The sequence below is a fragment of the Brevibacillus gelatini genome (assembly GCF_003710935.1).
GTDB lineage: Bacteria > Bacillota > Bacilli > Brevibacillales > Brevibacillaceae > Brevibacillus > Brevibacillus gelatini.
Genome location: NZ_RHHS01000005.1, coordinates 1 through 14,286 on the forward strand (window position 1 = coordinate 1; position 14,286 = coordinate 14,286).

General features: G+C 54.0%; 11 protein-coding genes and 1 riboswitch. All 11 genes read right to left on the reverse strand.

Going from position 1 to position 14,286, the window contains the following annotated elements:
* Window positions 1-10 precede the first annotated feature (10 nt).
* The 11 genes from EDM57_RS23525 to EDM57_RS00375 all read right to left on the reverse strand — a co-directional run bounded on the left by EDM57_RS23525 (window position 11) and on the right by EDM57_RS00375 (window position 14,144).
* Window positions 11-964 carry a ComF family protein gene (locus EDM57_RS23525; protein ID WP_211338194.1) on the reverse strand — a complete coding sequence of 318 codons (954 nt, stop codon included), beginning with the start codon at window positions 962-964 and terminating at the stop codon, window positions 11-13.
* Window positions 961-2,994, reverse strand: coding sequence for an ATP-dependent helicase ComFA (locus EDM57_RS00330; RefSeq protein ID WP_122902791.1), 2,034 nt, complete (start codon window positions 2,992-2,994; stop codon window positions 961-963). Before EDM57_RS00330 ends, EDM57_RS23525 begins: the two co-directional genes overlap by 4 nt.
* A 141-nt stretch (window positions 2,995-3,135) precedes the next feature.
* Entirely contained in the window at window positions 3,136-3,507 is a 372-nt protein-coding gene (locus EDM57_RS00335; protein ID WP_246005702.1) for a glycosyltransferase family 2 protein, read from the reverse strand.
* A gap of 76 nt (window positions 3,508-3,583) precedes the next feature.
* Window positions 3,584-4,291, reverse strand: coding sequence for a response regulator (locus EDM57_RS00340; protein WP_122902793.1), 708 nt, complete (start codon window positions 4,289-4,291; stop codon window positions 3,584-3,586).
* A gap of 34 nt (window positions 4,292-4,325) precedes the next feature.
* Entirely contained in the window at window positions 4,326-5,468 is a 1,143-nt protein-coding gene (locus tag EDM57_RS00345) for a sensor histidine kinase (protein ID WP_122902794.1), read from the reverse strand.
* Window positions 5,465-6,481, reverse strand: coding sequence for a polysaccharide deacetylase family protein (locus tag EDM57_RS00350; RefSeq protein ID WP_122902795.1), 1,017 nt, complete (start codon window positions 6,479-6,481; stop codon window positions 5,465-5,467). Before EDM57_RS00350 ends, EDM57_RS00345 begins: the two co-directional genes overlap by 4 nt.
* 143 nt (window positions 6,482-6,624) lie before the next feature.
* Entirely contained in the window at window positions 6,625-7,836 is a 1,212-nt protein-coding gene (metK, locus tag EDM57_RS00355) for a methionine adenosyltransferase (protein WP_122902796.1), read from the reverse strand.
* Between the two features lie 132 nt (window positions 7,837-7,968).
* Window positions 7,969-8,069: riboswitch (SAM riboswitch) on the reverse strand.
* A gap of 187 nt (window positions 8,070-8,256) precedes the next feature.
* Window positions 8,257-10,821 carry a S8 family peptidase gene (locus EDM57_RS00360; RefSeq protein WP_122902797.1) on the reverse strand — a complete coding sequence of 855 codons (2,565 nt, stop codon included), beginning with the start codon at window positions 10,819-10,821 and terminating at the stop codon, window positions 8,257-8,259.
* 290 nt (window positions 10,822-11,111) lie between these two features.
* The gene (locus EDM57_RS00365) at window positions 11,112-12,110 is read right to left on the reverse strand and encodes an SLAP domain-containing protein (protein ID WP_122902798.1); all 999 of its coding nucleotides are present in this window, start codon (window positions 12,108-12,110) and stop codon (window positions 11,112-11,114) included.
* Between the two features lie 40 nt (window positions 12,111-12,150).
* On the reverse strand, window positions 12,151-13,110 hold the full coding sequence (locus EDM57_RS00370; RefSeq protein ID WP_122902799.1) for an SLAP domain-containing protein: 960 nt from the start codon (window positions 13,108-13,110) through the stop codon (window positions 12,151-12,153).
* A gap of 86 nt (window positions 13,111-13,196) precedes the next feature.
* On the reverse strand, window positions 13,197-14,144 hold the full coding sequence (locus tag EDM57_RS00375) for an accessory Sec system S-layer assembly protein (protein ID WP_122902800.1): 948 nt from the start codon (window positions 14,142-14,144) through the stop codon (window positions 13,197-13,199).
* Window positions 14,145-14,286: the final 142 nt, after the last annotated feature.

Genomic DNA, 14,286 nt, shown 5'->3' on the forward strand with positions numbered 1-14,286 from the left:
CACGAACATTTTACTCATACATTGTCAAGGAATAAATTTTGCAAACTGGCCCCAAATGTGCCCGCAATGTCCTGGCGCAAGAACGAAGGGTCGATCCGGTTGTGTAAATGTCATCGACCAGAAGGATCTTTGGGAGACCCGCGGGCAACGTTTTTCGGTGATTGGAGGGCGAAGCGGTATTGGCTGGCGAGTCATGCGAGATGGCAGAGCGCAGACTGAACCAACTGCCAAGCAAAAAACCGATCTCAGCAGCAATTTGCTTGGTCAGATTCTGATGATCGTCACCCCGGCTATCAGAACCGACACAGGCACCCCCCGGGAGCACCGCCCTCTCGTCCCACGAAAAGGCCTCCCGCATGCTTTCCTGCCGGGATGCGCGTCCCCACTGCTTGCTTAGCTTCTCTGTCTCTTTTGTGCGCCTGAGCAGGGGTTGCACCGGGATTCCGGTTGCACGCCCCAAGCGGGCGGCCAGCAGGTCTGCCTGGTTGAATCCGCGCTCCTGCAGCCGTCTTGCATGAAGGGGAACAGCGGCGATGCAGGCAAAACCTGACAGAGTGTAGAAACGAAAGGCCGCGATGGCCAAAAGCGTCCCGTAATAGTCAGCCAGACGCTCATCGCCGCGGTATTTGAACAGGCTGAGCATGCTTTTGCCGTCCTGATCGTACCGCAGCAAACTGCGATTTCCCTGCAGCGGCTCGTCTGCCTCCCTGACACAGTCGCGGCAGCGCCCCTCGCTGATGTACCGCTCTGCTCGCATGTCCCGCCCGCACTGTCGGCAGATTTCCTCTCCGATAAACGGCAGCGATTCCAGACAGCTTGCGCAAACAGACAGACTGTGCAGCAAGCGATAGATCGCCGGATAGGTGGCGGGACGGGAAAGCCGGACCGCAAGTTCACGGACAGCCCCTTCCCTTTTGGGCGTATGCACACGTCCGCCGCAGGTGACACATGTCCTCTGCTTCATGAATGCTCTCTTCCTTTTGCCAGCCTGTTTGCAAGCTGGTTCATCCGGGTAATTTGCCGGACCGCAAGCCTGGGCGCCTGAGCGCGTTCTGCCTGCAAAAACAGCACGGTGCCTGCCGGATCATCGAACGACCTGCCCACACGCCCGGCGATCTGCACCAGAGAAGCTTCGTCAAAGACAGGTGCTTCCGCGCCAACAACAATCACATCGCTCTTCGGGATGGTTACCCCCCGCTCCAAAATCGTCGTCGTTACCATGAGAGTATAGCGCTTTTGCCGAAAGCCGAGCACCTTTTCCTCGCGCATCGCGTCCGCAGCATGGACACCCGCCATCTGTTCGGCATGAGTCGGCAACCACTTTTGCAAATAGGTTAGCACCACATCTACGTCATCAATCCGCGGGACAAACACGAAAACTTGCCGTTCGGAAGCGAGCGACCGATTCACCGCCTCTGTCAGTGAGCGTACCGCCCGATTCGCCCGAACGCGCTTGTGCAGGCTGCGAACTGTGCGAATCTCGGGAACGGGCAGCGGAAAGCCGTGATAGCGACCCGGCAAAAGGACGTGTGTGGCGGAAAAAAGCGGATGAGTCTTTGCGCCGCGCCCAGTTAAACGAGCGTTTGAAACCAGTCGCTTTTGCAAATAGCGCGGTGGGGTCGCGCTCAAATAAAGCAGCTTTCCCGCCTGGTGTACAGCTCTGGCCAGCGCCCGGTAGAGGACGGGATTATTGTGATACGGAAACGCATCGGCCTCGTCGAGCACAACCAGCAGAAAGCGGCGGTAATAGCGCAAAACCTGATGGGTCGTCGCGATTGTGATGTCGCTCTCTTCCCACTTTTCAGCGCTTGCGCCGTGGACGGCAATCACCCGCGCGTGGGGGAACACCCGTTGGATGCGCGGGGCCAGCTCCAGCACTACGTCTTTGCGCGGAGTCGCAATCAGTACGCGACCTCCCGCCGCAAGCCCCTCTGCTACGGAAGGAAAAAGCAGCTCGGTCTTGCCAGCTCCGCAAACGGCCCAGATCAAAAACTCGGAAAGGCCGGGGCGCAGATTCGCGACAAACCGCCGAGCGCGCTCGGCAGCTCTCGCCTGGTCGTCCGAGTAGCTGCCTGTCCACTCCAGCCGCGAAGGCGCTGTGTCCGGGGCTGTACCCTTGTATCGACGCACAGCCGGAGAGCCGCTTGCAGCCAGCAAAATATACGGCGTGCAGCATTTGCTCCTGCCCATCCCAAGACAAACCGTGCAATATGCGCAGCCTTGCCCGCAACTATGGCAAAAGGTCAGCTCAATCGTCCGTCCCGTACTGCCGCATCGCTCACAGGTCAGGACAAGGCGGCTTTGCCACCAGCTGCTGCACACGTCAATCCGCACCCCAGGCAGCCACTGCGCTTTTCCTGTCAGCACTTGCCTGTGCAATACAGCAGCGAGATCATCTACTTCCACTCCCCGCTTTTGCAGCAGCGTCCCGATTTCCTCCCAGAGCAGGGCGCGACCATCCAGCAGCTCTCTCACCGTGCTGTCAGGCCCTCCCTCTGGCGTGGAAGGTGCGGGTATGGCTTGCAGCGCATCCATCCGGGAAAGATACGGCGCTGCTGTCTCCTTGCACGCTATTTCCTCCCAGGCAAACCACTCCTTATGCGGAACAGGCTGGCGCAAATGTGCCGGATGCTCCCCGCCATCGACGCGATCCAGTCCCTGGCCGCTGGGCACTGCACGATACAGCTCTGCCCGTCTCCTTGCCACTTCCCGCCCGTATAGCGCGCTCGCCTCCCTGACCTTGGCCGCGGCCAGCCCCCGCAGCTCCGCGACCAGCGTATCCGTCACCCTCGCGCGCTTGCGCAACCGTTCGTTTATTTTCTCGCGCAAGAAAAAGGCCAAGGCAAGCGACGAAGTCTTGCCAATCACATGCAGCACACCGCCCTCCCGCTCCTGCCAAAAAGCTCGATCAACAGAAAAGCTCGGCGTCACATACGTCTGGACAGACGGCACTGCTCCTGTGCCGCACTTGATATACAGCAGGTACTCGCGCATTTGCCTCCCCCATTCCTTGGCTGCTTTCTGCCTCCATTGTGCAAAAAGACAAGCAGGGTCGGCAAAAATTTTTCAGAGAACACAAAAAGGCTGCCGACTCGTTCGACAGCCTTGCATGTCTATTCATTTCCCCTAAAAAAGTCAGGCTCCTTCCCGCTTCTGTCGCAGATCAATCACGATTGCTCCTGTTGCAAGCTCTACAGGATCGTCTGCCACTCCCAAGCCGCAGCAGTACGGCTCTCGCGCCAAAATCGTCACCATCCGCGCCGAATCGTCCGTAGACCCTTCTTCTATCAAGGTAATCCGGACAGGCTTGCCACTCCAGTAGGAGCGCAACAGAAGCTTTCTTACGGCCCGCTCCAAAACCTGCTCCGAATTGTGTACCAACAAACGATAGTGCTCTTGCGGGAGTTCGGTCATGCTGTTCATCCGACTGGTCCATTGCTCCGCTATCATCACAAGCAGCGAGCAGCAGCCAAAAGCCGCCAACAGCCATACAACCAGTTCTTCCATCACGGTCATACCCCCTCCTATAAAAAGGTATGCCGGATGGCTTGAACAGGGTGCCAACGGGACGCGTTGCCTGACTCTACAGCTTCACCCAGCCGTTTTTAATCGAGATGACAACAGCCTGCGTCCGGTCCTGGACATTCAGCTTTTGCAAAATGCTGCTGACGTGATTTTTCACTGTCTTTTCGCTGATGAACAAAAATTCCCCGATAGCCCGGTTGCTTTTTCCTTCCGCCATCAGCTGCAGCACTTCCCGCTCGCGGCGGGTCAGCGATTCGATCACTTTTGGATCGATGGCTTGCGATTCATCCACAGAGAAGCTGCGCTCTGCCGTCCCCTCATTCTCACTCAGGCGACGGAACTCCTCAATCAGCTTGCCTGTCACCTTTGGGTGTATGTAAGCGCCGCCGCTGGCTACCACGCGTACAGCTTCCACCAGGTCGGAGGTGCCCATCTCTTTGAGCAGGTAGCCGGACGCGCCGGAACGCAGCGTGCGATAGACGTAGCCCTCGTCATCGTGAATAGAGAGCATGATGACTCGCGTGGAGGGACTCACTGAAATGACATTTTCTGCAGCAGAGACGCCGTTGATGTTCGGCATGTTGATGTCCATCAGCAAAACGTCCGGCTTGTGCTCTTCCGCAAGCAGCGCAGCATCTCCGCCGTCCGCCCCTTCACCGACGACCTTGAAATCCTCTTCCATTTCCAAAATACGTTTAACTCCCTCGCGGAACAATTGATGGTCGTCCACAATCACAATGCGGAGCTCTTGCTGTCTCTTATCCATGTTTCATCCCCCTGTGTACATGATCTGTATCGGTTCATACTTTTAACGGTATTTGAAAAATTACCTTTGTTCCTTCGCCCGGAGTCGATTGCAAATCCACACTGCCTTCCAGCAGCTGCACGCGCTCTCGCATTCCCAAAAGCCCAAAGGAGTTGCCGTTTGCCATGCGCTTTTCCAGATCGAATCCGACTCCATCGTCTTTGACGACGAGACTCAGCGACTCCTGCAGAAACTCCAGCTTCACTTGTACCGAAGAAGCTTTCGCATGCTTTTCCACGTTGTTCAGGCATTCCTGCACGAGACGGAAAATCGCAGCCTTGACAGAACTGCGCAGCGGCGGCTCCACACCAAATACTACCAGATCAATGGCAGCATGGATACGTTCTTCGCACGTCTGGATATATTTTTGCAGAGTGGGCACCAGTCCAAGGTCATCCAGAGCCATTGGGCGAAGGTCAAAAATAATCCGTCTTACATCAGCCAGGCTCAGCCGGACCATTTCTTTCAGTTCGTGCAGCTCCATTTGCGCTTCCAAAATACGCTCGTTTTTCAGCATGCGCTCCACGATTTCGGAGCGCAGCACGACGTTTGCCATCGATTGGGCCGGCCCGTCGTGAATCTCGCGCGCGACACGCTTGCGTTCTTCTTCCTGGGCCTGGATGATCTTCAGCCCCATCAATTGAGTCTGCTTGGCCGATTCCAGCGCTACTCCGATCTTGCTCAGATCACCAGTCAAATAACCGAGCACGACACCCATCTGGGAAACCAGCTTCTCAGCGCGAACGATGGTTTCCTCCAGCGTCCGCAGTTGCCGCTCCAGATCGTTTCGCCGGCGCTTCAGGTTGTTTTCCCGCTCGCGGTAGATGGATAGCTCCACCTGAATCCGGCTCGCTTCCTCGTAGGCGATGCGAATGTCGTCTTCCGTATACATGTGGAAGTTGCGGCTTACTTGAACGAGCCTGTTGCGCGACTTGCGATAGGCCAGCTCCAGCGCATCGACTTTTTGGATGACCTTCGAGATTTCCTGCCGAAGCTCGTGCAATTCGAATTTTAACGAGTTGCCTTGCTGCCTGGCGTTTTCGGCTATATCAAAAATTTGCGTTTTACTCGTTTCCACGGTTTCAATGGTTCTCTTAATCACCCCATCCAGCACGCTGATGTCGATCACTTTGTTCATGATTGTTCTCCTTCGAACTCTTTTTTCGCCTTCGTGAACAACTGATGGAGTATGACCTCATCTACATCTCGCAGTCCCACATCATTTCGCGGGATGGCGAACGGATCTACCCCTTTTTTCACAAAACCGGGTGTAGAAGTAAAGACATATCCGTAGCCCGCCTGCCGCGCTGTCTCCAGTACGATGGGATTCGTATAGCCAAAAGGCAATGAAATCGCTTTTATCTCCCGGCCCATCCATTTGTTCAAGCCTACACGAGACATACTGAAATCAACGTAAAGTCGATCCCTGTATTCTTCCTCATTTTCCAATCGTTTTAAATCTTGCAAGTAGACGGGCGCCGTCTCCGGTCCCATCTCTCCCCATTCATTCCGTGCTTCCTCTTCGTGCAGGCTGTACGTATGCGAACCAATATCAGCCAGCCCGGAGTGAAGCATTTCCATGACTTGCTGACGCGTCAGCGGCGTCGTCATGTTCTCCCGTTTTCGATCAGCTACATCTCGCAAGCGCCCTGCAATCACAAAGTTCACTGACGGGTAGCCGTATGTACGCAAGATGGGAAAAGCCTCCGTGTAATAACTCTCATAGCCGTCGTCAAACGTAATCAGGACAGCATTCTCTGTCGGCAAGCTCCCTGTATCCACAAACCGCAAAAACTCATCCAGCGAGATCGGATGCAAGTCGTTTTCGTGCAAAAACGACATATGTTTTGCAAATTGCTCCGACGAAATCACGTACCGCTGACCTGATTCATCCGTGACATGGTGATACGTCAGAACGACTACCTGATTGTTATACCACTTTTTCGGCTCTACCGTTGCTTTTTCATTCTGCGTGACGTTTGGCTCAGCAATTTCCGCCGCGCTTATGCTTATAGACGTATCTACTTGGGGAAAAGGTTGCGCTTTTTGCGCATTATTTTTAAATTGGTAAAAATGACCAATCCCTACTGTAGACACAATGAGCAGCAAACAAATAACAAACACGGTCAGGAAGAGCCTTCTGTTCGGCAAAGAAACCCCTCCTTATTTTCCTCTCTAGGAGATTCGACACAGTCCTACATTTTCCCTTCGATCAAGACCCACTAAAAAATGGAAAATTTCCCCATAACAAAAAGAGCCCAGTAGCATTACCAGGCTCTTGCTTGTTGTCGTTCTTATTTTGCCAGTTGAGCGGCTTCTTGCTTCAAAATTTCTGCTTTGTCTGTTTGCTCCCAAGGAACATTCAGGTCATTGCGTCCAAAGTGGCCATAAGCCGCTGTTTGTTTGTAGATAGGACGACGCAGGTCGAGCTGCTTGATGATGCCAGCCGGACGCAGGTCGAAGTGTTTGCGGATCAGTTTCACCAGGTCTTCTTCGGAAACGGTTCCTGTACCGAACGTATCGACAGAGATGGATACAGGCTGTGCTACACCAATGGCGTAAGCCACTTGCACTTCGCATTTGTCAGCCAGGCCGGCAGCCACGATGTTTTTCGCTACGTAACGAGCAGCGTAAGCACCGGAACGGTCTACTTTCGTCGGATCCTTACCGGAGAACGCGCCGCCGCCGTGACGAGCGTAGCCACCGTAAGTATCTACGATGATTTTGCGGCCAGTCAAGCCAGCATCCCCTTGAGGTCCGCCGATGACGAAACGGCCAGTCGGGTTGATGAAGTATTTGGTATCAGCGTCCAGCAGTTCGGCTGGAACAACTGGTTTGATGACATGTTCCATCAGGTCTTGCTTGATTTGCTCCAATGTCGCTTCTGGAGCGTGTTGAGTAGAAATAACGATTGTGTCGATGCGAACTGGTTTGTCTCCATCGTACTCAACCGTTACTTGCGTTTTGCCGTCAGGACGCAGGTAAGCGAGGGTGCCGTTTTTGCGAACTTCAGTCAGACGGCGCGCCAGCTTGTGGGACATGCTGATCGGCAGTGGCATCAGCTCAGGAGTTTCGTTGCAAGCAAAGCCGAACATCAGTCCTTGGTCGCCTGCACCGATTGCTTCGATCTCAGCGTCAGTCATTTTGCCTTCGCGCGCTTCCAGTGCCTGGTCTACGCCAAGAGCGATGTCAGCGGATTGCTCGCCGATCGCAGTGATAACGCCGCAAGTGTCAGCGTCAAAGCCGAACTTTGCACGATCATAACCGATTTCACGAATAGTGTCGCGAACCAGCTTTTGGATGTCTACGTACGTGTTGGTGGTGATTTCACCTGCTACGAGAACCAGACCGGTAGTTACGGAAGTTTCGCAAGCTACACGAGCGTTTGGATCCTTGGCCAAAATCGCATCCAGAATGGAGTCGGAAATTTGGTCACAAATTTTATCCGGATGTCCTTCGGTAACAGACTCCGATGTGAACAGACGACGACCCTTTTGCAAAGCCATGAGAAAATACCTCCTTTGACCTCATACAAATAGTTTGGTAGCCGAATCAGGATTTTATCGACGTAAACGCAAATAAAAAACCTTTTCCATCTTTTGGAGGAAAAGGTTTGAGCGCTTTTAGCTTCCTTCATCCTCTTATCGGCCAGAACAGATTTCCGTCCTGCTGGTTAGCACCGCTCCAGACGGTTGCCGGGCTTCATAGGGCCAGTCCCTCCGCCTGCTCTGGATAAGAGTATCCATTACGGATTATAGAATAATTGTTTTTTGAGGTGGTGTCAATAGACTTTTACAGAGGACTTTTTTGGCCGAAACCGCCCTGGGAAAAACGCTGCTGAATTGCCTGCGGGAAGCATCTGAGGTGATCTGCTGTGCGCTTTTCCGTGTGCGATCCGGCGAGGCTGTACGTTTTCGCTTGTACGCTTACACTTGATACGACTTGGCGAGCAATACAACAACCTCGGCCCGCGTAGCGCTTCCCTGGGGCTTGAAGTTCGAGCCGTACCCATTCAGCCAGTTTCTCGCCGTCATGGCCCCGATTGCCGGAGCTGCCCAGTGGTCGGCCGGAACATCGCGATAGCTCGATGTTCTTCGGCTGTTCAGCGCCAAGCCCTTCGCCCTGGCGATCATCACAGCCATTTCCGCCCGCGAAACAGCCAGGTCAGGCTTGATTTGACTGTCAGGATACCCCTTCAAGATCCCGAGCTGATAAGCCACTCCAAGGGTGTTGTACGCCCAATGCTTTTTTGGCAGATCAGAAAATGCTTCCTTTCCCGAATAGGTGGTAGCTACTTTGGAGCCAGTAGCGCGCATCGTCTGCAGCAGCATGGTGGCAAACTGGGCGCGGGTGACTGCCTGGTTGGGCTTGAACGTCGCATCGTCAAAGCCTTTGACAATGCCTTTGGAGCTCAGCCTGGCAATCTCTGTACGCGCCCAGTGGTCGGAAATATCCCGATACCCCGAGACGAGCGGCTGCTGCGTGACCGTCAGTTTGTAAGCATCGTACTTGAACGGAATGCCGCTGTTCAGGCGCACGTAATACTTGCCTTTTGGCAACCGCAGGCTGAAAATCTCCTTGCCCCGGTCGGACAGCTCTGCCACTTCATTTGTCGATGCGAGCGCGTAGTTCATGTTTTTCTCGCTGTAAAGGGCGATGCGAAACCCGCTGGATACGGGAATGAACGGAGCGCGAATGGTGACGTACGAATCTGTATGGAGCGTAAATTGAAACCAGTCTGAATCCGATGCCGTCGGGATGGTTCCGGTCATGACCCCTCCGGCGGCGAGCGGCGAGGCCCTGCTGTACGTGTCATTCGGTTCGTTCAGGTCTTTTTTCAGCGGAGTGAAACCGAGATCCAGGCGGTATTCACCGTTTACCGCATTTTGCTGATACTCGCTGACCCGAATGTAGTATTTTCCCGGAGAGACTTCCTTGCTCGCACGCTCAGCCGGGTGATCGCGGTCGTCGTTGTCGTAGATCGGGTCCCAAACCGTATTATTTCCGTTCTGCTTCCCTATGGCAAGCACCAGGTCCACCCGCTTGTTGTCGGGCGTCACTGTCACATCCAGATGCCCGTACTCGCGGACGTAGTAGGAGAACCAGTCCTGGTCGCCCTCCTGGTGGAAGTTGCCCGTGACGCTGATCTGGTTGCCGACAAGCGGTCTTGCCGTCGCCATCGTATCGTTTGGCTCATTGCGGTCCGGGTTGATCGTGAACTTGCTCGTCAGCACGTATGTAAACGCATTGACGCCGCCGTTTCGCATCAGCTTGATGTTCATCCTGCCCGCTTTTGCCGGGACGGTAACGGTATCCCCGTTTCCAAAATAATGCGTAATCGACGTCCGGTTTTCGGAGTAAAAGGTAGCCGCCATGGCGGAGGATACCCCGGAGTTAATCTTCGCCGTAAAGCTGACTTTGCCGTCATACGGTACGTCCATCTTAAACCAGTCGACCGTGTCGTTCGGCCCCAGGTTGCCGCGGATTTGCTGTTCAATCGGGAATGCCTTGGCCCGCTGCAATGTGTTGTTCGGCTCCAAAAAGTCACTGGAGAGTGCGCTGCGCACTGCCTTGTTCACGTCCAGCAGTCCGTAGCCTGTCTGCCGATCCCAGCCGCTCTCGCCAAGGTCGGTAGCCGTCTGGTAAAGCAATTGCCTGACATCGAGCGGCGTCAGCTTGGGATAACGCGCCAGGATCAGGGCCGCCGCTCCTGCCACTTGAGGCGCTGCGGCCGATGTACCGGAAAACGATCCGTACTTTCCGCCCAGCTTCGTCGTATATACGTTAAGCCCCGGCGCCACAAGATTCAGCTCGGGCCCTGTATTCGACTGAGAGATCACCTGGTTTTTCCCGTTCACAGCCCCTACCGCAACCACCGTCGGGTAGGCTGCCGGATAGGCCACGCGGCTTGCTTCGTTGCCGCTCGCTGCGACGAGGACCGCTCCGCTTCTCTCCGCCCGGTCGATTGCCTCTCTCAAGGAGCGGGAATAGGAAAGGCTGCTAAACGACATCAGGATGACTTTTGCTCCCCTGTCGAGTGCAGTATTGATCCCTTTTGCGATCATATCCACATTTGTCACAGCGTCTTTGTTCAAAATCTTGATCGGCAAAATCCGGGCATTCCAGACTACCCCTGCAACCCCGATGCCGTTGTTGCCTTTTGCCGCGAGAACCCCGATCACTTCTGTACCGTGCCCGTTGTCATCCTGCGCGGATTTTCCGGGGTTGACCAGATTGACGCCCGGCAGCAGATTCCCTTTCAAATCAGGATGGTTGTAGTCCGCTCCTGAATCGAGAACGGCAATCGTAATCGCCTGGTTGCTGTTGACGACCGACCATGCCTTGTCTGCCTTGATCTGGCTGATGTGCAGCTGATTGCTCAGATAGCTGTCGTTGGAAGCAGGCGCGGCAGCAAGTGCAGCCCGTGCGCCTAGCGGAGCAAGCGTGAGCAGCATCGCTAATGACACGGCTATGTGAATCGATTTTTTCATAAAAAACAGTCCTTCCTTACTTTCCCCTGCAACGAGCGCAGCAAGAAAACCTCTGTCGCAGCTCTCTCCCTGGAGCGCCCGCGCTGTAGTGGAAGGTTTTCTTAACGTAGCGAAACCAATAAACGCGTGCGCTTACCATTTCCCGTACGTTCAAAAAGATACTCAAGTATTGTGCTTCTCGTCCTAGCATAGCGGATGAAAAGGACGAAAAGCAACCCTGTTTCCCCAAGATTTGGAACGTTTTAGCAGGAGAAAAACCCTTTTCACCATGGGCAAAAAGGGTTTTTCGATTATTGCAGCAGGCCTTTGTTGTCTTCGAACCCAGGCTCCGCGTATGCTGCTTTGTCATTTTTGCGTTGACGCGCCTTTGGAATAAAGGCAGTCAACTCCTCCACGTTCACTTCCGACTTTTTGATCGAAGTAGCCGGGATGTCAAACGCCCAGATGCGCTGGCTGTTTGCTTCCACCTTCATGTTTTCCAGGGTGTAGTTGACACGGGCAACCGCATCGCCAGCCTTGTCGTGAACGATGATCGGCACCTCGGTAAACTCCAGGCGCTTCTCCAGTCCGTTGCGGAATACAACCACGACTTTCAGCCCTTTATCCTTGCCTGGCTTGATGTCGAGGACTTGCAAATCTACCTGTCCTTGCTCCACAGGAGCTTTCTCTTTCGCCTTTTGTACATAGTGTGCTTGTTCGTCCGCACTCAGGCCGATATTCAAGTCTTCACTCTCCTCGACGCGGCGTTTTTCCGGCTTTTTAAAGGTCAGAGTCAGCGGCACTTCCTTGTCAGGGATGCGGTCGAACTCCTCCCAACGGAACATAAATTCCATCGGACGGCTGGCCATGTGGCCAACAGGACCTTTTTCCATCAAATCAAACGTCTTTCTCGCTACTTCTTCGCCGTCTGCCGTCACGAGAGTCAGCGGCAACTTCTGCAACAGAACATTGCGGTTTGTCGCATTGCGAATGTAAGTCAGCACCAGGTAGCCTTCCGCCGTCACCTGCGTATAGAACGGAATAATGCCAACCTCGTCGCGAACGACCGGAGGCAGCTCGTCGTGGATGTACTGCAGCAGCTCCTGCTCCGCCTCATCCAGTTGATCGTCCCAAGGACCGTTCATCGTCAAAAACAGCTCTTTGGCCTCAATCCTGTTCGCCGATTGCTGCGGGTTGTCAATTCCCGACACCCCCAGGTAAAACTCTTTATGCAAATGCTCATGAATATCTTCACGTACCTGCTCCAGACTTTCCTTGGAGCCAAACCAGTTTTCCAATAACCAACTCATATAACAACCTCCTTATTGCTGCAGTATGGAACTCTTGCGCCTATTCTACTTCAAGAGTCCATCTACGCAGATTGGCATCCGGCTTTTTCACAAATTCCGGCGGGAATACAACCAGCCACGGGCGGCTGTTCCCCGGTTTCACGCGAATCTTGCTGGCATTTACAACCCCTCGCGCCACGACATCCCCATCCATATCGGAAATGGTGATTTTCAGCTGGTCAGGCTGATAATCCTTGGACAGCCCGTTGCGGAACAGCAAGGCGGCCACCAGCTTTCCGTCTTTTGTCTTCCCGATGTCAAACCCGGTAATGTGCACCGTATTGACCGGGATCGGCGGCAAAGAGTACGCGAGCGATTCCAGACGGTCTTTTTGACGCTGTGTCATGCGGCTTTCCATATCCGGGTCCAGCTCCAGTGTGCTCGGCCAGATATGCGATCTTTTCCCTGCTTTCATCACGACTTTCCAACGGCTGAACATGAAATTGTCGTGCAGGTAGCTCTCTTCCGGGAAATGCACTTCCCACGGACGGCTTGTATGCGGCGGGATGCTGCCCATATCCGACAGGTCGACTCTCATCCGCGCAAACGGTTTGTCGTCCAAATAAATCGCCAGCCCGATGTTCTTGAAGCGCACAGGCTTATCTGTCGCATTGCGGAAAAACAACGCCACGGTCATTCCGTTCGGCTGGGGAATCAAGCTGAAGCCCGTTACGCTAATCAAGCCTCGCGCCATCTCAGGCAGCTCTGCCTGCAAAAAGCGCAGCGTGTATTTTTTCTCTGCATCCAGCTCCTGCTCCCACATCGGATGCAGGGACAGTTCTGTGCGCACTCTGTCAGGCTTGCCGGATGCACCCGCCTCCGCCTTGTTTTCCACTTCCACCTCAGTATCTTTCAGCTCTGCAATATCAATCGCAGACTCTTCCTGAATCTCTTTTTTCAAATCCTCCAGGGATTTTTCACCCTGCTGCTTGCCAAAGAAATTTTTCACAAAAGAAAACATGGGTTACCTCCTCACACGTCCGGGCCCGAACGAAGTATCTCTCTCCATGATAAACATTCCCACACTGCCCATGCAAACCAGACTCTCTACGCCTGCTGCGGAACACTTACCTTCCAGCGCGACAGGTCCGGCTGCTCCACCAAAATGCTTTCCGGAGGATAAATAAACAGCCACGGCTTGCTCGTATTGGCATTCACGGTCAGGTTGCCAAGCTCGAACAATCCTTCTGCCACCTTTGCCCCTGTCGCATCATAGAGCGCGAGCGGCAGCTTTTCAAAGGAGAGCGACTGTTTAGAACCGTTGCGAATCAACAGCATGACGTGAAGCGCTCCTTCCGGGGAGCGGCGAATTTGCACACTCTGGATATTGACTTCTCCCTCTTTCAGAGCCGGGAGATTTTTCGCCAGCTCAATCAGGCTGTTTTTCTGCTTATCCGACAGCGCCTTGATCCAAGACTCTTCCAGTTCCAGCTGCTGCGGCAGCACCATTTTTTTCTGCGCCATCTCGAACGCGATCTTCCAGTTAGCCAAAAGTACATTCGCTTGCAGGAAGTGTTCGCGTGTAAATACAAACGACCACGGTCTGGCTGATCGCGGCGGAATTTCCCCTATCTCGCTCAGATCAAACACCTGGCGGGTAAACAACTGCTGATCCCCGAACAATACCACCAGCGTCATTTCTTTCAGGCGGATCGGACGGTCCGAGCTGTTGCGAATGAACGCCGTCACTTCGATTCCTTCATCATGCGGAACAAGCGCTATTCCTGCGAGAGAGATATTCCCTTCCAGCAGCGGTTCCAGCTCCTGCGCCATAAAGGACAGCGCGTATTTCTCCTGCGTACTCAACTGCGCTTCCCACGATGGATGCAAGGACAGCGCTGTTACGACGCCGGCAGATGTCTCTTTTTGCTCCTGTGCTTCCTGATGAGACTGTTCGGTATCAGAAGCGGACAAAATGGATTCCTCCTGAACCTGCTCTCGCACCTCTTTCGTGGTAGGTGTCTTCCCCATTAAATTCTTCAAGAAGGATAACATAGCACCGCTCCCAACTTATCTCTACATCTATATAGTATAGAGTTTGCGTTCGTCATTCACTATAGCATAGTGACATTCTTTTGCAACATAGAAAACTTGGCATTCTTCTGCTGATTCTCAGGTCTTGATCGAATACGCACGG

Bases quoted from the DNA above. Each gene is read 5' to 3' on its own strand.
- EDM57_RS00375 (WP_122902800.1), bottom strand. From the start codon at position 14,144: ATGTTATCCTTCTTGAAGAATTTAATGGGGAAGACACCTACCACGAAA.
- EDM57_RS00340 (WP_122902793.1), bottom strand. From the start codon at position 4,291: ATGGATAAGAGACAGCAAGAGCTCCGCATTGTGATTGTGGACGACCAT.
- EDM57_RS00370 (WP_122902799.1), bottom strand. From the start codon at position 13,110: ATGTTTTCTTTTGTGAAAAATTTCTTTGGCAAGCAGCAGGGTGAAAAA.
- EDM57_RS00330 (WP_122902791.1), bottom strand. From the start codon at position 2,994: ATGCGCGAGTACCTGCTGTATATCAAGTGCGGCACAGGAGCAGTGCCG.
- metK (WP_122902796.1), bottom strand. From the start codon at position 7,836: ATGGCTTTGCAAAAGGGTCGTCGTCTGTTCACATCGGAGTCTGTTACC.
- EDM57_RS00365 (WP_122902798.1), bottom strand. From the start codon at position 12,110: ATGAGTTGGTTATTGGAAAACTGGTTTGGCTCCAAGGAAAGTCTGGAG.
- EDM57_RS00335 (WP_246005702.1), bottom strand. From the start codon at position 3,507: ATGGAAGAACTGGTTGTATGGCTGTTGGCGGCTTTTGGCTGCTGCTCG.
- EDM57_RS00360 (WP_122902797.1), bottom strand. From the start codon at position 10,821: ATGAAAAAATCGATTCACATAGCCGTGTCATTAGCGATGCTGCTCACG.
- EDM57_RS23525 (WP_211338194.1), bottom strand. From the start codon at position 964: ATGAAGCAGAGGACATGTGTCACCTGCGGCGGACGTGTGCATACGCCC.
- EDM57_RS00345 (WP_122902794.1), bottom strand. From the start codon at position 5,468: ATGAACAAAGTGATCGACATCAGCGTGCTGGATGGGGTGATTAAGAGA.